This window comes from Desulfovibrio sp. DV (assembly GCF_001936595.1).
In the GTDB taxonomy this organism is placed as follows: domain Bacteria; phylum Desulfobacterota; class Desulfovibrionia; order Desulfovibrionales; family Desulfovibrionaceae; genus Solidesulfovibrio.
Genome location: NZ_MLBG01000092.1, coordinates 1 through 19,215 on the forward strand (window position 1 = coordinate 1; position 19,215 = coordinate 19,215).

The 19,215-nt window shown below is 63.1% G+C and carries 16 protein-coding genes; 3 read left to right on the forward strand and 13 right to left on the reverse strand.

Annotated features, from left to right (window positions below):
* Positions 1–184: 184 nt before the first annotated feature.
* Genes DVDV_RS16790 through DVDV_RS16800 form a run of 3 tightly spaced genes read right to left on the reverse strand, consistent with a single transcriptional unit; the run spans position 185 to position 2,356 of the window.
* On the reverse strand, positions 185–1,261 hold the full coding sequence (locus DVDV_RS16790) for a response regulator (RefSeq protein ID WP_075355778.1): 1,077 nt from the start codon (positions 1,259–1,261) through the stop codon (positions 185–187).
* A 23-nt stretch (positions 1,262–1,284) separates the two neighbouring features.
* The gene (locus DVDV_RS16795; protein ID WP_075355779.1) at positions 1,285–2,076 is read right to left on the reverse strand and encodes an HD domain-containing protein; all 792 of its coding nucleotides are present in this window, start codon (positions 2,074–2,076) and stop codon (positions 1,285–1,287) included.
* The gene (locus tag DVDV_RS16800) at positions 2,069–2,356 is read right to left on the reverse strand and encodes a hypothetical protein (RefSeq protein ID WP_075355780.1); all 288 of its coding nucleotides are present in this window, start codon (positions 2,354–2,356) and stop codon (positions 2,069–2,071) included. The genes DVDV_RS16795 and DVDV_RS16800 overlap by 8 nt, the downstream gene beginning before the upstream one ends.
* A 191-nt stretch (positions 2,357–2,547) precedes the next feature.
* On the opposite strand from DVDV_RS16800, the gene DVDV_RS16805 reads away from it, so the two are divergent.
* A complete protein-coding gene (locus DVDV_RS16805; RefSeq protein WP_075355781.1) occupies positions 2,548–2,946 on the forward strand; it encodes a response regulator in 399 nt (132 codons plus the stop codon).
* 249 nt (positions 2,947–3,195) lie between these two features.
* Here the strand turns inward: DVDV_RS16805 and DVDV_RS16810 are convergent, their stop codons facing one another.
* The 6 genes from DVDV_RS16810 to DVDV_RS16835 all read right to left on the reverse strand — a co-directional run bounded on the left by DVDV_RS16810 (position 3,196) and on the right by DVDV_RS16835 (position 11,048).
* The gene (locus DVDV_RS16810) at positions 3,196–3,909 is read right to left on the reverse strand and encodes a hypothetical protein (RefSeq protein ID WP_075355782.1); all 714 of its coding nucleotides are present in this window, start codon (positions 3,907–3,909) and stop codon (positions 3,196–3,198) included.
* Between the two features lie 5 nt (positions 3,910–3,914).
* Positions 3,915–5,174, reverse strand: a complete 1,260-nt coding sequence (locus DVDV_RS16815; protein ID WP_075355783.1) for a sulfite exporter TauE/SafE family protein — start codon at positions 5,172–5,174, stop codon at positions 3,915–3,917.
* A gap of 102 nt (positions 5,175–5,276) precedes the next feature.
* A complete protein-coding gene (locus tag DVDV_RS16820) occupies positions 5,277–5,651 on the reverse strand; it encodes a response regulator (protein ID WP_254845422.1) in 375 nt (124 codons plus the stop codon).
* Between the two features lie 179 nt (positions 5,652–5,830).
* Positions 5,831–7,267, reverse strand: a complete 1,437-nt coding sequence (locus tag DVDV_RS16825) for a sigma-54 dependent transcriptional regulator (protein ID WP_075355785.1) — start codon at positions 7,265–7,267, stop codon at positions 5,831–5,833.
* Positions 7,252–8,769, reverse strand: coding sequence for a sensor histidine kinase (locus DVDV_RS16830; protein WP_075355793.1), 1,518 nt, complete (start codon positions 8,767–8,769; stop codon positions 7,252–7,254). Before DVDV_RS16830 ends, DVDV_RS16825 begins: the two co-directional genes overlap by 16 nt.
* Positions 8,770–9,050: 281 nt before the next feature.
* The gene (locus tag DVDV_RS16835) at positions 9,051–11,048 is read right to left on the reverse strand and encodes a methyl-accepting chemotaxis protein (protein WP_075355786.1); all 1,998 of its coding nucleotides are present in this window, start codon (positions 11,046–11,048) and stop codon (positions 9,051–9,053) included.
* Positions 11,049–11,360: 312 nt separating this feature from the next.
* Between DVDV_RS16835 and DVDV_RS16840 the strand changes: the two genes are divergently transcribed.
* Together DVDV_RS16840 and DVDV_RS16845 are read left to right on the forward strand one after the other, a co-directional pair.
* Entirely contained in the window at positions 11,361–12,104 is a 744-nt protein-coding gene (locus tag DVDV_RS16840) for a hypothetical protein (RefSeq protein WP_254845423.1), read from the forward strand.
* Positions 12,105–12,168: 64 nt separating this feature from the next.
* Entirely contained in the window at positions 12,169–13,326 is a 1,158-nt protein-coding gene (locus tag DVDV_RS16845) for an iron-containing alcohol dehydrogenase (protein ID WP_075355788.1), read from the forward strand.
* 355 nt (positions 13,327–13,681) lie between these two features.
* Here the strand turns inward: DVDV_RS16845 and glpK are convergent, their stop codons facing one another.
* Genes glpK through DVDV_RS16865 form a run of 4 tightly spaced genes read right to left on the reverse strand, consistent with a single transcriptional unit; the run spans position 13,682 to position 18,668 of the window.
* Positions 13,682–15,175 (reverse strand): glycerol kinase GlpK, encoded by a 1,494-nt coding sequence (gene glpK / locus DVDV_RS16850; protein ID WP_075355789.1) that lies wholly within the window; start codon positions 15,173–15,175, stop codon positions 13,682–13,684.
* Positions 15,172–15,963: an MIP/aquaporin family protein gene (locus DVDV_RS16855; protein ID WP_075355790.1), complete on the reverse strand. Its 792-nt coding sequence runs from the start codon at positions 15,961–15,963 to the stop codon at positions 15,172–15,174. The genes glpK and DVDV_RS16855 overlap by 4 nt, the downstream gene beginning before the upstream one ends.
* Before the next feature lie 15 nt (positions 15,964–15,978).
* The gene (locus DVDV_RS16860) at positions 15,979–17,706 is read right to left on the reverse strand and encodes a glycerol-3-phosphate dehydrogenase/oxidase (RefSeq protein WP_075355791.1); all 1,728 of its coding nucleotides are present in this window, start codon (positions 17,704–17,706) and stop codon (positions 15,979–15,981) included.
* A gap of 14 nt (positions 17,707–17,720) precedes the next feature.
* On the reverse strand, positions 17,721–18,668 hold the full coding sequence (locus tag DVDV_RS16865) for a sugar-binding transcriptional regulator (protein ID WP_075355792.1): 948 nt from the start codon (positions 18,666–18,668) through the stop codon (positions 17,721–17,723).
* Positions 18,669–19,215 lie beyond the last annotated feature (547 nt).

Consider the following 19,215-nt stretch of genomic DNA (forward strand, 5'->3'; position numbering starts at 1 on the left):
AACCACCGGAGCTCCGGCAGCAGCCGGAATCACCCCCTACCGCCCTCTTCCCACGCACACCACCCCAACGACATCCCCCCATCCGGGGGTCCGGGGGGTGCCCCCCCCCGGCGGGTCAAGGGCAGAGCCCTTGCAGGGTCCGGGACAGAGTCCCGGCAGGGTCCGGGGCAGCGCCCCGGCGGGGTCAGTCGTCGCGCACGGAATCCACGGGTGGCCGTGATGCGCCGGCAGCGGCTGGGCGCGGGTATTCCCGGTTGTAAAGCTTCCGGTAGAGTCTTCGGCCTTCTTCGAAGGAGGAGTTACATTCCAGGGCTCTTTCCACGCTGGTCTTGGCTGATTCGATATTCCCCATGAAGTAGAAGGCCTTGGACATATTGAAATGAATATTCTCGTCCTCTGGCGTCAGCGTCAGGGCCTGGGTATAGGCGTGGAGCGCTCCGGCCAGATCGCCGCTCTTGCGGAGTTTGACGCCGAGTGAATTGAAGGGGTTGGGAGAAAGCGTGTCGTATTTGAGGATTTCGATGAAAAGTTCCTTGGTCTCCTCCAGTCGGTTGAACTGGGCGTGGACCTCGGCGGCTTTTTGCAGATAGCGCTTGAACTCGTCAATTTCGCCCTTGCCCTTGTAGGCGTCGGCCAGCCCCTTGTAGGCTTCGGCAAAGAGGTCGTTGAGTTTGATGGCTTTTTTAAAGGCAATGATGGCTTGGCCATATTTTTGGCGGATCAGGCAGCGACAGCCCATGTCATAGTATTTCTGGGCCATGTTCTGTTCGGAAATAATCTCTTCGAAGGCTTCGATGGCGTCGTCAAAATTGCCGGCAGCGATCATATCCCGGGCGTCGGCGATCTGCTGCTGTTCGATTTCGGTGACGCGTTCGACCTGGCAGCCGCGCAGAACGTGCTTGGCAAAGGTATCTTCGGAATAGGGGCGCAGGATGTAGCCGGCGCAGCCCTGGGCGATGGAATCGAGAACTTTCTCGCGGCTGGTATTGGCGGTGACCATGACCACGGGCACATCTTTAAGCCGCATGTCCCGGCGGGTGAGCCGCAGAAACTGGGTGGCATCCATGTCTTCGAGCTGGCTGTCGAGCAGCACCATGTCGACGCGGTTGGCCAGGAGAAATGCCAGGGCTTTTTCACCCGAAGCAAAGGACTCCACCCGTTGTGGGCGGAATGAGGCCAGGGAGCGCCGGTCGCGACGGGCGTTATCCTCGTTTTTGGAGACGATGATGACCGTGTCGAAGAGAATCGGCGAAAAATCCATGATGGACGCCCCTTGATTGCCCGTCAGGAGGATGTGGGCGCGTAGTATTCGAAATAACGTTTCTTGAAAGTAGCAAGCTGCGGCAGTTCGGGCAATTGGGCAAACAGCCCCTTTGCGTGGCCGCGAACAAAAAACTGGTGCCTGGTCCAGGGAAAGGCCATGTCGTTGATCCAGCTTAAAATGAGCAGGGCAAAATCGTTGACCGAAGTCATGTCGGCATAACTGCCGATGCGCCCGGCGTCGATGGCCTCAAGCATGGCTGGATTGTACCGGCCGGGGATGTCGGGTTGGCCGAGAAAGACGACGGGATCCTTTTCACCGGGCCTATTGAAGTGGTCGAGCATGATCCGCACGATGTCGAGTTTGTCAGCGTCGCGGATGATGCGGGCCAGGGTCAGGGCCTCCCGGTCCCGGCCCGAGGCCAGGGCTGGCGGCAGGCTGTGGCGGTTGTGGACCATGATGGCGGTGCGCACCAGGGTACGGTCGCGCTCGGGCAGCCCGGCCAGTGCGCCGTGGCGGTTTAGGGACTGGACGCCAAGGACCGCATGATTGACGCTTTGGGGGTCGCTGAAGGTTTGGTAGCGTTGGTATTGGGGAAACCGGCCGACATCGTGGCAGAGTCCGGCGACGGCGGCCAGGGTGATCTGGCGTGGCGGCAACTCCAGATGGCGGGCCAGGGCCCGGGCTTCGTCCCTGACCATTTCGCAGTGGAAGCGTTTAAGCTCCAGGCGGGCGGCGTCCGTGGCCGTCGGCGCGCCATGGCTGGCGAAAAAAGCCTCGAACCAAGCCTCTACGCAAGCGCAGGTCTCAGACATGCGGGTCGTGGTCGGCGTCGCGGGCAATCGGTTTCTGGTCGGGGGCCACCGGGGCTTCAGGGTCTGGCCCGTCGAACTCCTTTTCGCGCAGGGGGCCGCCCGGACCGAACAGCCAACGCAAGAGCCAGGCCATGCCGCCGAGGATGGCTGCAATGAACAGTCCTTTGAGGACAACGGAAAAAAAGCCCTCTTCCAGCCCCGGCCCAAACGGCCAGGTTTTGTGCCAGCTCGGCTCCACAGCGGTCGCTACGAAAAAAGTCAATGTATTCCACAAACCCATCGAGTGCTCCAGAGCGCAGACAGCGCATCGCGTCAGACTTACTCGGGATTAAAGCGCCAGGCAAGGAGGCATGAGGCCTGTGCGATTGCCTTTTTTCCGATTCACCATACGTTTGGAGTACGCGTATGTTTCCGTGTCAACGCCCCGTGGAACAGGCCGGAAACGTCGCAACCCGCGCCAGGGAGGCTCACATGCGTGTTTTGGTTGTCGAGGACGACTTCACCAGTCGAAAGATTTTGCAAAAAATTCTAGGACCTTACGGGGAAGTCGACATAGCAGTCAACGGACTTGAGGCTGTTGAGGCGTTTACCCTGTCGTTGGACGACGACCACCACTATGATCTGGTCTGCATGGACATCATGATGCCGGAGATGGACGGCCAGACTGCGCTCAAGCACATTCGCGCCCTGGAAAAAGCCCGGGGCATCCCTCCGGCGGCCGAGGCCAAGGTCATCATGACCACGGCCCTGGACGACCCCAAAAACGTGGTGGAAGCCTACTACAAGGGCGGGGCCACGTCGTATGTGCCCAAACCCATTGACAAGCATATGCTGCTCCATCTCATCAAAAATCTCGGGCTGATCGACTAGCATCTCTGCCTGCTCCACCGTGCCCGGGCTGGGAATCTCCGGCACAAAGAGATCCAGGGCTGCTGCGACGGACGGTCTGACACTGTGGCCGGCGGCCGGCCCGGCTTATCCAGAAAATGCACCAGCGGGCCAGCCCAACAGGCCAGAGGCGTTGCGGCAAAGCTGCGCTGCGGGCAGCGGCCCAAACTGCCATAAAAAAACCCCCGGTCCGCCGCAACGGACCGGGGGTTTGCATTTGCTGCGGGGATGCTAGGCTTCTTTCTTGATCTTGGACTTGCTCATGGACAGGCCCATGCCGCCGAACATGTCGAAAATGGCATAACCGTACCACATGGTATAGACCACGTAGAAGATGAGCAGACCGGCCACGGTGGGGATCTTGGTCATGATGCTTTCGGCCGGGATGCCGGCGAAGTTGTAGGCCGGCTCGATGGCTTTCTGGTTGACCAGGTTCACGACGTTGGCTTCTTCGATCATCTTAATTTTTTGCAGCGGCTTGATGGAGGCGGCAAGCAACGTCCACCAGCCCTTCATGGCCGCCTTGCCGTCCATGCCATAGGCAGCGGTCAGCTGGTCGGTCTGGTCCTTGTAGAGCAGATCGGCGTCTTCCGTGACTTTGCCGAGCATGGCACCGAGGTCGGCGGTGACGGTGATCACGTCGCTCTTGGCCTCGCCCTTGGCTCCAACCTTGGCCAAAAGCAGCATGGCGGTCTTGACGTCCTCGGGGTTTTTCATCTTCACGTCGACCGTGACCTGCTTGCCGTCAAAGGCCTTCACTGCCTTGGTGACCTGGGGAATGAAGTAGGATGAGCCTTTGGACAGTTTGTTAAACAGGTCATCGGAGAAATTCAATCCGTTCTCGCCCCCCGGGAAAATCGGGGAGAAAATCAACAGGAACACGGCGATGAAGCTCACCATGAGCAGGAAGCCTTTGGCGAACAGTTTCTTGTCGGTGATAAGCATGGCCCTTATCCCTCCTGGCGCAGGGCGCCAATATTCATGATGAACTTGCTGATGACCCACACACCGAACAGGGCGACAACGATCCAGAAGACGATGTTGCCGACGTATTCGATGCCGTTGACCAACCCTGCGGACAAGTCGAGGTATTCCAGTTCGACGAACTTCTTGGGCAGGGTGGAAACCCGGTTGATGAAGCCGGCGATGATGGACATGGCGTAGAAACCGCGGATGTGGATGCCTTTGACGACCTTGGTGGTCAGCGCGCCGACCTGGATGCCAAGGAGCGAGCCGAGCAACATGCCCATGGCCAGGGTGTAGAACACGTAGCCGTAGATGGCGTACTGGGCAATGGCGCCGAGACCGGCGGTGAAGATGATCTGGAGGATGTCGGTGCCGACGGTGGTCATGGAGGACACGCCGAAGACGTAGACGAACATGGGGAAGGTGATGAAACCACCGCCAACGCCCATGAGCGCGGCCAGGATGCCGACGATGACGCCGCCGGCAGCCACGATCCAGCCGGAGATGCGCTTGCCGCCGGGGACGAAGTCCTCGTCAAAGGTGATCATGGGGGCGATGTTGAGATTCTGGAGCTTCACAGCCATGCCGGTCATGCCGGAGGGGCCGCCGTGGCTGCCGCCGTGGGAGTCGCCGCCGGTGTCCTGGCGGCTGGCCTTGATGAAGTCGAACAGGGCGTAGAAGCCCAGGAACCCGAGCAGCACGGCGTAGATGGAGCTGATGAAGAATTCCGACAACAGCGGGTCCTTGTTGTAAAGGCCCTTGTTGATGGCGCCGCCGATGAATGTGCCGCCGCCTGAGCCGACCAGGAAGGCGATGGCCAGTTTGCCTGAGACGTTGCCGAGCTTTTTGTGCACGGCCGTGCCCATGATGGCCTTGGCGAAGATGTGGAAGAGGTCGGTGCCGACGGCCAGGATGCCTTTGACGCCGGCGGCCATAAGGGCCGGGGTGATGATGAAGCCGCCGCCCGCGCCGATGCAGCCGGTGATGAGGCCCGCGGCCAGACCGACGGCGATGGAGACCAGGAAAATTTTGGTGGAATAGAAAGCCGGACCGTAGGCCGTCTTGCTGCCGATGAAATCGTTGGCTTCAACACAGGTCACGGCCAGGATCGGCAGTGCCAGGATCAAGAGAAAAAGAAGTTTTTTGCGATTCTGGATGATGGACGTGGACACTTCCATGTCCCATTTGGCGTGCGCAATCGACGCCGACTTGAGGAACTCGAAGACTTGCCTACCGAACCCCATTGCTGCTTCCTCCGTTTTGAGAAACATGCCTGCGCGACCCGCCGCGCGACCCACCCCGCGATGCGTGCTCACGCATCAAAACCCTTGCCTTCGCACACCCCGTCATGCCGCGTCGCTGCCGGCAGCCAGCACCGTGCGCACAGCCGCCTTGAGCCGCTCCCAATCCCCGCCCTTCTCCACCCGGATCAGGCCGTCGTCGCCGGCATCCATACCGGCGTAGACATGCAGTACCACGGGCAGGTCAGGATACAGGCGCCGCAGGAGCGGCGTGAGCGAACCACCGTCAGGGTCGGCAATCTCGGCATCCAGGACGAGCACATTGACCGATACCGGCGAAGCCAGCCGCATCAGAACTTCGGCGCCGGAGCCGGCGGTCAGCACGCCGTAGCCCTCGCGCCCGAATTCCCGACGCAACAGTTCCCGGATATTGGCATTTCGCTCCGCGATGCACAGTGTCGGCCTTGGACGGTTCACCATACGCTCCATAACGAGGTTTTGCCTAGGGAAAGGCAACTCCCGTGCCAAAACATCTCGTTTGAAGCGGCTGTGCAACGGATTGAATTTGCAGCATTTAATAAAAGACAGAAAAATAGGGCCGGCCAGCGGGCCCCAGGGGCCTGTCAGCTTTCTTTACAGGCTGTAAAGCGGCCGGAGGATCAGCGGTCGATCTGGCGGATGTGGGATTCGATGCGCAGGCCGTATTTTTCGATCTTGGCGATGAGCGTCGGCCGCGACAGGCCAAGCAGCCGGGCGGCCTGGGAACGGTTGCCGCCGGTGGCCTCCAGAGCCTGGCGGATGACCAGATGGCCGAAGCGGTCCATGAGTTCTTCAAAGAGCCCCTCGCGGCCGGAGGTCAGCTCGTGGCGGATAAACGCTTCAATGGGATCGGCCCCGTCGGCCGCGACCGGACCGTTCCCCCGCAAGGGTTCGCCCAGGGCCTTGGCCACCTCGTCGGGCGACAGCGGCCCGCCGCGGCTGAAGATCAGGGCCTTTTTCAGGGTATTGCCCAGTTCCCGGACATTGCCCGGCCAGGTATGGGCGGTCAGCATGGCCATGGCCTCGTCGCTGACCCCGGGATCGGCCTGCCCCATCTCCAGGGAATGGCGGGACAGGAAATAGCGCACCAGAAGCGGGATGTCGCCGGGACGTTCACGCAGGGGCGGCAGGGTCATGGTCACGACTTTGAGCCGGTAATAGAGGTCTTCGCGAAACTGCCCCTGGCGCACGGCCTCTTCAAGATCGCGGTTGGTGGCGGCGATGATGCGCACATCGACCGGGATGACCTGCCGTCCGCCCAGGCGCTCGACATTTTGCTCCTGGAGCAGCCGCAGGAGCTTGGCTTGGATGGACATGGGCATGTCGCCGATTTCGTCCAAAAAGACCGTGCCCCGGTTGGCCTGCTCGATCTTACCCACCTTGCGGCCGGTAGCCCCGGTAAAGGCCCCCTTTTCGTAGCCGAACAGTTCGGATTCGAGCAGTGTTTCCGGGATGGCCACGCAGTTGATAACCAGAAACGGTTTATCGGCCCGGATGGAGTGCTGGTAGACGGCCCGGGCCACCAGCTCCTTGCCGGTGCCGGATTCGCCGCGCACGAGCACGGTGGCGTCGGTTGGGGCGGCCCGGCCGATGGCCTTGTAGAGTTCCTGCATGGAGGGGCTGCGGCCGATGATGGCGTCGGCCGTGGCTGCGGCCTCGCCCTCGACGCCGACCACCACGCGGCTGCGCATGGACCGGCCGGCGGATACGGCCTTGTCGATGAGTTTCAAGATATCGGGGATGTCAAAGGGCTTTAAGATATAGTCATACGCCCCCATCTTGGTGGCCTCGATGGCGATTTCCGTGGTGCCGTAGGCGGTCATGATGATGACCGGCAGGCGCGGCTCGATCTCGCGCATGGCGGCGTAGGCCTCAAGGCCGGAGATGCCGGGCATCCGCACGTCCATGACCACGGCATCGGGCAGGGCCTCGCGCACGGCGGCAATGCCGGCTTCGCCGGAGGAGGCGGTGCGCACGGCATGGCCCTCGGCGGCCAGCAGGCGTTCAAAGCTCTGGCGCAACTGGTGGTCGTCGTCCACGATTAAGATCTGTGCCATCCCCGCTCCCCTTCATATGGAAACACCATGGTGAACGAAGCGCCCCGGCCTTCCGGCGACTGGGCCGTGATCCAGCCGCCATGCTCATCGACGATGCGTTTGACGATGGCCAGCCCAAGCCCTGACCCCTCGCCCTTGGTGGTGAAAAACGGCTGAAAAATGCGTTCCAGCAAAGCCGGGGCAATGCCCGGGCCGGAATCGGTGACGCGCACGGCCAGGATGCGGCCGTAGGGTTCAAGGACGCCCGTTTCCTCGCGAATGGCGATCTCGCCGCCCTCGATCATGGCCTCGCAGGCATTGAGCACCAGATTGACCAGGGCTTCCTTGAGCTGGTCCGGGTCGGCGTTGATCTCGGGCAGGGGCCGGCCGCGCTCCACGGTCACCACCACATTGTAGGACTCCAGGCGGTGTTTGAGCAAGGTGAGCGTCGTATCCACCACCGCCGACAGGCTGACCGGCTGGGCCGTCAGTTTGGGCGGCCGGGCGAATTCCAGGAAGTTGCGGACAATGGTGTCGATATGCCCGATTTCTTCGGCAATGACCTCGAAGTCCTCCTGTTGCGAGGGGTCGAGCTTGAGCCCCCGCTCCAGGGAAAACAGACGCAGTTTGACCGAAGTCAGGGGATTTCGGATGGTGTGGGCCACGCCGGCGGCCAGTTTCCCGGCCATGGCCAGCTTTTCCGACTGCATGAGATGGTCGCGGCTTTGCTCCAGATCCAGATGGGCCTGGTCCACATCCTTTTCCAGGGCGCGAAACTTCTGGCCGATGGCCTTGACCTCATCGGACAGGCCGGCGGCCACGTCCTTGCCCTGGCCGCCCCAGGCCAGCCGGCGGATGGGATCAAGGATCTGCCCGACCAGGACCGAGGCCAGGAAAAAGCCCAGGGTGGCGTTTATGACCACACCGATGACGGCCACGCCCATGACCATGTCCGTGCGCTCCAGGTAAACCTGGCTTGTATGGCGCATCCGGTCGCGGTAAAAAGACTTGAACCGCTCGCACTGTTCGCGCAGCCCGTCGAAATCGTCGCGCACGCTCCAATGCTGGCCCTTGGCCGTCTCCACCCGCCCCTGCTGGTACAGGGCAATGACATTGTCCTTGGCCACGGCGTAGCGTTTGTAGGCCGAGGCGATTTCGTCCACCAGGCCGACGGCCTCGGGCGCGCCCAGATCGTTGCGGATACGCTCCAGCCACAGGCTAAAGGAACGCCGGCTCTCGTCGAGCTTGGTCAGCCAAGCCGGGTCGTGGCTGAGATAATAATACGTGGCATAGCCCTTCTGGTTGAGCAGGGCGTTTTCCAGTTCATGGGCGGCGGTCAGGGCCGCCAGATCCTTGTCGGCCGTGGTGGTGTAGAGATCGCGGGCCATGGCCGCGTACCAGACCATGATGATGGGACCGGCCATATTGACCAGCAGCAGCCCGCCCAACAGCAGATAGACCCTGGCCCGAAGCCCGAGCCTGGAGCGGGATTTCTTTCCCGCAGCCGAGAAAACAGTGGTCATGGACGATCCGTGGCCTTTACGGGCATTGGCCGGCAGCCGGGGCCGCAGCGGCATTGTTGACGACGCCGCTTGTCCTAGCGTGACCGGCGCGCCCTGGCAACGCCTTCCCGAATACCGACGCCGGGCCGCTCCTGCCCCTTCTCGTCTTTTCCTGCGCAACGTTCGCCCATCGACTCGGCAACACACCCGGTCAAATCAAACTTCCCCCAGGTGGGATTCCAAAGGGGTCACCCCTTTGGCCGCCGGAGGCACTCTTCCTCTTCTCTTTCTCTCAAATATTCTTAGGCTGCCAAGGCCTTGCGGCCATTGTTGCTGCCGCCGCGCAGTTCGATGATGAGCTGCCCCAGTTCCCGGGCCATATCGGCCAGGACATGGGCCGCCCGGCTGGTGGCCTCGACCCCGGCCACGTTGTCCTCGGCCACGCCGCTTATTTCGGTGATGGCCCGGCTGATCTGCTCCGAGGCGGCCGACTGCTCCTCGGCCGAGGCGGCAATGGACTGCACCTCGGCGCTGGTGGCGTCGGCATTGCCGACAATGGCCAGGATGGCCTCGCCGGAACGGCCGGCCAGGGCATTGGCGTCGGAAACAGCGGCCACGGCCTGATCCATGCTGCTGATGTTGCGCCCGGCCGCAGTCTGGATGGCCCGGATGCGCGATTCCACTTCCTTGGTGGCCACCATGGTCTTTTCGGCCAGCTTTCGCACCTCGTCGGCCACCACGGCAAACCCGCGCCCGGCCTCGCCGGCCCGGGCCGCCTCGATGGCGGCATTTAAGGCCAGCAGATTGGTCTGGTCGGCGATGTCGTTGATAACGCCCACCACCTGGCCGATGGACTGGGCCTCCTGGCCGAGATGGGCCATGTCGCCCTTGAGTTCCGTGGCGATGCCGTTGACTGCGGACATGGAATCGCCGGCCTGGCGCACCACCTCGGCTCCGGTCACGGCATTGTCGCGGGTGGTGACCGCGGCCTGGGCGGCCGAGCCGGCGCTGGAGGCAATCTCCAGGATGGTGGCGTTCATCTGGCTCACGGCCGAGGCGGTTTCGTCCACCCGGCGCCGCTGGAGCTCGACCCCGGCCGCCGACTGTTCGGTCTGGCTGGACAGGTCCTGGGCCGCCTCGGACAGGCGGCGGGAAATATCTGCGGCCCGCTCGGCCACGGCCTGCATCCGGGCCATGTTCTCGGCCAACTCTTCTTCCTTGCGCATGGTGGCGTGCATGGCTTCCTCGGCTGCCTGGGCCTGCCGGGCCGCCTCGGCCTGCCGGTCTTCCACAAGGTGCATCTTTTCCTTGAGGTTATCCACCATGGCCGTGATGTCGTCGCGAAGCGCGGCAAATTCCACCTCGAAGCGGCCGGCCGGGCGGGCGGTCAGATCGCCTGAAGCCACCTGCCTGGAATAGACACCAAGGGCAGCCAGCGAGCCGGTGATGCCGCGAATGATCCACAGCACCACAAGCAGCACAGCCAGCCCCAGGGCCGCCTGCACCGCCAGCTGGGCCGTATCCACGGCAGACTGCATCTCGGTGCGCCGGGCTGCATAGAAAGCCTCAATCTTCTCGAAATGCGGCATGAGTTCCCGGCCGCTCTCCACCATGTTCGCCGTGACCTTCTTGGCCTTGTCCGAGGCCGCCACATAGGCGATGAAACTGCGCTGGTAGGTGTTGATGACGGTGTCAAAGCCTTTTTTCTGCTCGGCCGTCAGATTCTCATCGGCCTTGACCATGGCGTGGAGCTTGCTGACCCCGTCGTTCACCCGGGATACATAGGAATCCTCGTCACGCAACTGCCAGTTCTTCTCGTGCCGCCGGATGGTGAGCAGCAGTATCTGAAAATCCTTGTCCGTCACGGGCTTGAACTTCTCGTCCAGGTCCCGGGCGGCATAGACGAAATCGCGCATCAGGCCGTCGTTTTCGGTGTAGCCCTTCACTTTCTGAATGCCGGCCAGTTCCTCGAACCCCTTGCGGTAGGCGGCCAACTCGCCAAGAGCCAAACGGGCCTCGCCCTCCATGGCCGTGTCCAGTTGCACAAGCTGTTCGATGTCGGCGCGGACCTTGTCGGTATGGCGAAAGGCCGTCTCGACATAGGCCGGGTCGAGCCGGAGCAGAAAATTCTTCTCCTCGCGCCGGGCCTGCAGCACTTCCAGATGGGCATTGGCAGCCAGTTCCTCAAGATTCCGATATTTCCCGGTGTAGTGCTTCCCTGCCTGGTCCGCAGCGAAAGAACAGGCGAATCCGAAGACGCACACGCCAAGCAGCAGATACAATTTACTCCGAACGCCCATCGCTCACCCCCACGGTTACTCAACCTCTCCGACATTCAGCACCACAAACGGATTGCAAATATACCAAAGCACGTCACAAAAGTCATGGCACCGTCACCGGCGAAATCCCCACGCTTTTTACGACAGAAGGAGCGATGCAAAGCCAAGGCCAATTCGTCTGTCGTTAAAATCCATGAAATACGAGGTGTTGCCTGCTAAAATCAAAGCCCTCAACAGCCCGGGTGTCAGCTCTTTTTACAGTTTGTCAAAGGATGCCCCACATTGACTTGCCCCTCCCCCTTTGTCACAACGCAAACTATGGAGAATCACGCCATGCACGACAGCCCTACCACCCGCTACCCCACGGCCGTCCTGGCCGGCCTTGCCGCCTGCCTTACGCCCGTTGCCGCCAGGGCCCAGACTGCCACGCCCTCGAGCGTCGCCTCCGGCGACCTGCTCATCAATCTCATCCTGCTCGGGCTGGCCATGTTCGTCCTGCTGCGCTTTCTGACCAACCGATCCAAAAACAAAAATACCCCTCAATCGCCGCCGGCCCAGCCGCCCTACGCCGATGACGACCACCCGCCCCTTGACCCCACGCCGCCCGGCAAACCCAATATGTACACCAACGCCCAGGCCACCTGGGCTGCCCTCAAGTCGCGCCCGGCCCCCGGCTCCGCTCCCGAAGCCGCCCCCCAGGGACAGCCGGCCGCTGCCGCCTCGTCTGACGATGAATTCCTGGCCGGGGCCAAACTGGCCTACAGCCGCATCACAACCTCGCTTGGCACCCGCGACTATGACGACCTCACCTACTTCGTCGGCCCGGACCTGCTCACCCGGTTGCGAAACACCCTGCCCGCCACACCGGCCGGCAAACCCGAAATCCTCCTGGTCGAGGCCGCCCTGGCCGCCCGGGGCGAGGACGCCAACCGCACCACCATGACCGTGGACTACAAAGCCCTTGTCCGCGAACCCGGAGCCAGCCAAAATACCGAGCGCACCGAGCGCTGGATTTTTGCCCGCGACAACGCCGCCCCCGGTGCGAACTGGCTGCTCGAAGGCATGGAGCAACGGTAAAACGCGGGGTCGCTCCCGGCTCCGCCCCCTTGTGCCCGGCCACCGGGCAGGCCATACTGCGGCCATGGATTTTACCTTCACCACCCCGGGCAAGGTCATCTTCGGCCGGGACACGGCCCGGCAGTTGCCGCACTGCGTCGCCAGCCACGGCCGCAGCCCGCTTGTCGTCACCGGTGCCAATGCGGCCCGGCACGAAACGCTGCTTGAAGCCCTGCGCCAGGCCGATCTTACGGTGACGGTCTACCCCGTCGCCGGCGAACCCAGCGTCGAGACAGCCATGGCCGGCGCGCGTCTGGCCCGGGAAAGCGGCTGCGACGTGGTGGTCGGCCTTGGCGGCGGCGGTGCCCTGGATACGGCCAAGGCCGTGGCCGGTCTGGCGACCAATGCCGAGGACATTTCCACCTATCTGGAAGTGGTCGGCGCGGGCCGGCCCCTGACAAAGCGCCCGCTGCCGATCCTGGCCGTGCCGACCACGGCCGGGACCGGGGCCGAAGCCACGGCCAACGCCGTGCTGACCGTTCCCGGTGCGCGGGTGAAGGTCAGCCTGCGCTCGCCCATGCTGCTGCCGGCCGTGGCCCTGGTCGATCCCCGGCTCACGGTTTCCATGCCGCCGGCCGTGACCGCAGCCACCGGCCTCGACGCCCTGACCCAGCTCCTGGAGGCCTTCGTTTCCAACAAGGCCAATCCCATGACCGACGCCCTGTGCCGCGAGGGCCTGTCGCGTGCCTCGCGGGCGCTGCTTGCCGCCTACGCAGACGGTGCCGACCTCGACGCCCGCGAAGCCATGGCCCTGGCCAGCCTCCTTGGCGGCATGGCCCTGGCCAATGCCAAACTCGGAGCCGTACACGGCTTTGCCGCACCGCTTGGCGGCCTGTTTGACGCGCCCCACGGCCAGATCTGCGCCAGCCTGCTCCCCGTTGTGACCGCAGCCAACATCCGGGCGCTGCGCCATCGCGCCCCCGATTCCCCAGCCCTTTGCGCCTACGCCACAGCCGCCGCCATCCTGACCGGCGCGCCCGACGCCTCCCCCGAGGACGGCGTGGCCTGGCTGGCCGAGACCTGCCGCCAACTCAACGCCCCAAAGCTCTCCCGACTGGGCGTGACCGCAGGCGATATCCCGGATATCGTGGCCAAAGCCGCACGGGCCAGCAGTATGCAGGGCAATCCCATTGCGCTCACCACCGAGGAACTCACCGACATCATCACCGCCGCCCTGGACTGATGCGAGGTGAGGCGGGGACGAGGACGAGGACGAGAGAAAAGGAAGAGTGCCTCCGGCGGCCCAAAAGGGCTGAGCCCTTTGGAATCCCACCTGGGAAGAGTTGACAAATAATAAATTATTTTAGTGTGTTGTATTCATTTGCTGGGTCGCTCGAAGCGCCAGACAACAAGCGGCGGCAGGGCCATGGCCCTGCCGCCGCTTGTTGTCTGGCGCTCTTTTTTACCCTTCGGGTGGGCCGCAGGCCCCATCCGTCGGATTGCCAGCCAGCACCGATAACCCGTTATCAACTCTTCCTATCAAGGGGGTCCGGGGGGGATTATCCCCCCCGGCCGCCGGAGGCGTCTTACCCGTTTATCTAGGTTTCGACCCAGTTCTTGCCGCGTTCCACGGCTCGCTGCCAGTCGTGGAGCAGCTTGTCCCGCACGGACTGGTCCATGTTCGGTTCAAAGCGGCGGTCGAGCTGCCACATGGTGGCGATTTCCTCTTCGCTCTTCCAGAATCCGACGGCCAGCCCGGCCAGATAGGCCGCGCCCAGGGCCGTGGTCTCGGTCACCATGGGCCGTTCCACCGGCACGCCCAGGACATCGGCCTGGAACTGCATGAGCAGGTTGTTGCGGGTGGCCCCGCCATCGGCCCGCAGGGTATCGAGGGTGATGCCCGCGTCTTTTTGCATGCAGTCCATGATGTCGAGTGTTTGCAGGGCGATGGATTCCAGGGCGGCCCGGGCGATGTGAGCCTTGGTCGTGCCCCGGGTGATGCCGACCATGGTGCCGCGGGCGTACTGGTCCCAATGGGGCGCGCCAAGGCCGGCAAAGGCCGGGACGAGGTAGACGCCGCCGTTGTCCGGCACGGACAGGGCCAACTGTTCGACTTCCGGAGCACTCTGGATGATGCCGAGGCCATCGCGCAGCCACTGCACCACTGCGCCGGCAATAAACACGCTGCCTTCCAGGGCGAAAAACCGTCCCGAAGGCGTGGCCCAGGCCATGGTGGTGAGCAGGTTGTTCTGGCTGGCCCGCGGGGCCTTGCCGGTGTTCATGAGCATGAAGCAGCCGGTGCCGTAGGTATTTTTGGCCATGCCTTCTTTCAGGCAGGCGTTGCCGTAGGTGGCGGCCTGCTGATCCCCGGCGTTGCCGGCGATGGGCAGGGCCTTGCCGAAGAATTCGGGATGGGTTTCGCCGACCACTTCCGAAGACATGGAGACCCGGGGCAGCATGGCCCGGGGCACTTCCATAATGGCCAGCAATTCGTCGTCCCAGGCGCCGGTATTGATGTTGAAAAGCAGGGTGCGGCTGGCGTTGGATTCATCCGTGACGTGGACGGCTCCCTTGGTCAGGTTCCAGATGACCCAGGAATCGACGGTGCCAAAGAGCAGTTCGCCGTTCTCGGCCTTGGCCCTGGCTCCGGGCACGTTGTCGAGAATCCAGCGCACCTTGGTGCCGGAGAAATAGGCGTCGAGGACCAACCCGGTTTTCTGGCGGATGGTGTCGGCCAGACCGCGGCTTTTGAGTTCGTCGCAAAAGCCGGCCGTGCGGCGGTCCTGCCAGACAATGGCGTTGTGGATCGGCGCGCCGGAGTTCTTGTCCCAGACCACGGTGGTTTCCCGCTGGTTGGTGATGCCTATGGCCGCCACGTCGGACGCGTCCACGCCGGCATGGGCCAGGCATTCGCGCATGACGAAGGACTGGGTGTCGAAAATCTCGTTGGCGTTGTGCTCCACCCAGCCCGGCTGGGGGTAGATCTGGGTGAATTCCTTTTGCGAGATCTGTTTGATGTCGCCTTCGCGGGTGAACAGGATGGCCCGGGAACTGGTCGTGCCCTGGTCAAGGGCGAGGATGAACTGGCTCATGACTGACACTCCTGCGCGCCGTCTTCGCAATAGCAGACGTCGGGATCTTTGTTGAGCGCCCCGGTGGTCCGGTCATACAGGAGCGCGCCGAGCGGACCGCCAACGAGCGGCCCGAGGATGGGCACAAGGACAATGCTCGTATCCATCAGGTTGGGCTGGGTGAACCCGGCCACCAGGGCGAAGAAGCGCGGGCCGAAATCACGGGCCGGATTGATGGCGTAGCCGTTCATGGCTCCAAGGCTCATGCCGATGGCCATGACCAGCATGGCCACAGCCACCGGTCCGATCCAGGGCACTTTGTTTTTGGCCCCGAAATCGCCGATGGACAGGATGCCGAACATGAGCACGGCAGTGCCGATGACCTGGTCGATGAAGCCTGGCCAGAAACCGGGCACGGCCGGGAAGGTGCAAAAAACACCGGCCGTCTTGACCAGCTGCGGGTCAACCAGCAGCCATTTGGCCTTGAAGTCCAGAAAAACGATGGACGCGCCGATAAAACCGCCGACTGTCTGGGCCAGGGCATAGGGCAGCACCTTGCCCCAGGGGAAACGGCCGGTAACGGCCAGGGCCAGGGTCACGGCCGGATTGATGTGGGCACCGGAGCGCAGGCTGGCCAGCACGCCGAAAAAGACGCCCATGCCCCAGCCAAAGGTGATGGTGTCCCAGGTTATGGTCAATGCCTCGCCGAAGCAGACCTTCATGGCCACGCAGCCGGCTCCGAATATGATGAGAACCATGGTTCCCAGGCATTCGGAGAACATCTCCTTGCCCAATGACGATTGACGCATGCCGCACCCCTCCTCTTACATCGCTTCCGCTGTTGGCCCCTTCTCCTGCGAATGGAGAAGGGACTGACTCTCCAGGTCTGCCTCTGCCACGGTATTCGCCTGCCGGTCTGCGGCCGGATCGTGCCCGGTAAACCAGGCCTCCAGCAGTCGGCACACGCTGTCCACCTCGCTTGCGCGACGGGTCTCGTCCCAGCCGAGTTCGCGGCTCATGATCGCCGCCACGGCAGGCGCAGCCTCCCGGGCATGGGCCATGTCCACGAGCCCCAGGGGAAGGCGTCGCAACAGGACGTCGCTGGCGTGCATGGCCATTTCCCGCCGGACAGCGAAAACGACCTGCGCACCGATAAAGGAATGAGACGGATGGATTGGCAGCATCAGATCGGACTCACGGCCGATCTCCAGAATCTGTTTCGTCTCGTCGCCGTAAAGCAAATACAGGGACCGGACCAGCTCAGGGTCGGCCCCCTCGCGTGCGGCCAGATCGCGCCAGGCCTCGGGGAAATAGGCCTTGGAGCCGAGCAGGCGCAGTTCCCGGGTGACGCAGGACCGCCCCCGGCCGAGGCCGAAGGCGAGGCAGGCGGCGTCCACGGCGTCCTCGGCCATGGCCCGGTAGCTGGTCCACTTGCCGCCGGCCATGGTCAAAAGGCCCGAGGGGCTTTGGGTCAGGACATGGGTGCGGGCCAGCTCCTGGGTGGATTTTTTCTTCGGATCAAAGACCAGCGGCCGCAGCCCGTTCCACACCGCCAGGATATCCTTGTGGACAACCGGCCGGCGCAGATAGGCACTGGCGTAGCGCAGCAGATAGTCCACGTCCTTGCACTCAGGCACCGGATCGGACTCGATGTTCGCCGGCTCGTCGGTGGTGCCAAAGAGCACATGCCCCTGCCAGGGGATCATAAAGAGCACCCGCCCGTCCTCGGTGCTCGGAATCATCAGCGAGAGATCGTCCGGGGTGGTGCCGGCCGGCAGCAGGATATGGATGCCGGAACTGACCTTGAGCGTGGTTTCCGCCTCGGGGTCGTCCAGACGGCGGATGGCGTCGGCAAAGGGACCGGTGGCGTTGACCACGCCCTTGGCCGCAATCGTCCAGGTCCGGCCGTCGATCCTGTCGCGCACCAGCGCGCCCCGGATGCGGCCGCCTTCCTTGACCAGGCCGGTCACTTCCACATGGTTGGCGCAAACGGCCCCGTGGAGGGCGGCGGTCCGGGCCAGGGTGACGGCCATGCGGGCGTCGTTGAACTGCCCATCGGCGTAGATGACCGCCGCCCGGTAGCCGTCCAGGTTGAGCTGGGGAAAAAGCTTCTGGGCCGTGGCCCGGGTGACCAGCCGACTGCGTCCCAGGGAAAGCCGGCCGGCCAGGAAATCGTAGAGCACCATCCCGGCAAAGATGTAGGCGGCCTGGAACCAGGTTTTGACCGGAGTCATAAGCCGGATGGCATGGGCCAGATGGGGGGCGTTTTTAAGCAGGCGGCCGCGTTCCCGAAGCCCTTCGCGCACGAGGTCGAACTGATCCTTGTCGGCCTTGAGGATGGCCTTTTCGAGATAGCGCACGCCGCCATGCACCAGTTTGGTGCTTTTGCTGCTGGTGCCCTGGGCGAAATCATCGCGTTCGACCAAAGCGACGCGCAGCCCCCGGGTGGCCGCGTCAAGGGCGATGCCGCAGCCGGTGGCCCCGCCGCCGATCACGAGCAGATCGAATGGTTCTCCGTCTTGCAGACGGCGTAGGTGTTCCTGTCTGTCCATGGCTCCGCCTTGTCTTACGGGTTGAGCAGGCTGTGGGCTGTCCGGGCGTCCGTGACGAACACGTGGACGGAGCCGCGCCGCAGCACGGATTTGAGTATGGGGACCTTGGCCAGGCCGCCGGAGACGAGAATGATGTGGGGGACCTTTAACAGTCCGTCGAAATCCGGGGACATGCTGCAATGGTTGACTTCGTGGTCCACGACGTTGCCGTCCTCGTCCAGAAAACGGCCGAAGAATTCACCCACGGCGCCGGCCCGGGCCAGTTCCCGCCGCTGGTCCTGGGTGATGGCTCCCAGGGCGATATTGGTGGCCTGGGCGGTGAGATCGCCGACTGCCGTCAGGATCATGTCCACCTCCAGGGCTTCCTGGTAAAATGTCCGGAAAAAGGGCTGGTCGGCGATGGTGTCCCGCACGTCCCGGGTGGAGACGAACATGGGCGCGGGCAGGTGGTTGCAGACCTCGGCCGCAAGCTTTCTGGCGACCATGGCCGTCGAATCGAAGGGATTGACCGGGCTGCGCGGCACGCCGCCGTAGAGGGAGGTGACGGATACGCCGCGCAGGCTGCGGATGACCATGCCGTTTATGGCCGAGCAGATGGTGTATCCCCAGCCCACCCCCAGACGCTGCCCGTCGCGCAATTCGAGGGAGGCGTATTCGCCGGCGGGACGGCCGATGGTTTCGTAGCGGTAGAGCCCCTCGCGTTCGGGGGTGGGGACGACGATGGCCCGGACGAGGCCGTATTCCCGGACCAGCCCGGCCTCCAGGGCCACGCAGTCCTTGAAGGCGGTATTGATGACGACCCGGATGAGACCTGAGGCGCGTCCGACCTGGAGCAGGCGGTTGACCTTGAGGCGGGTAAGGCCGAGCCGCTCGCCGATTTCCGCCTGGGTCAGTTCTTCGTTGAAATAAAGCCAGGCGACCCGGGAGATCAGCTGGTTTTCACTCTCATCGAATCCCGTCATGGGGAACCTCTGCGGCCTTGGGTTTGTGCCCGCGGCGGGTTGGGCGGTCTTTTTTGACAATTCAGATACAATTGTAAAACTACCGCGTCAATAGTTCTTCGCCAAACCAATGATTCCCCCTGGCAATTCAGGAAACGATTCCCTGAAACAGTTTACAATTCGGTATAACCGATGAATAAACAGCAAGATACGCGGTAATTTCCTGCCAGGACGGCAAAACGAAGGCAACGGCCAGGGCCGGATGCAAAAGCCACTCGATCATTTGCAATCGATAGATGCAATCTGTTTGGCGAGCGACTGGGAAGAAGGACGCGGCGCAGGGCCGGGGGATGCAGGGGAAAAAGATGGGCAACGCCTCAGGCGGCCGGCAGGGTGCGCCTGCCCGACCCATTGCTGCAACGGAAGAAACCGAGGAACGAACGGGTTGCCCCCGCAGAGACTTCCGTTGATGCCAGACGCAGGCCGCTGCCGCCTGCCTTAGCCGGGAACCACCAAGGCCCGGCAGCCTAGCGGGCCGTCGTGCCTGAAAATAAAAAGGACTTGCAGC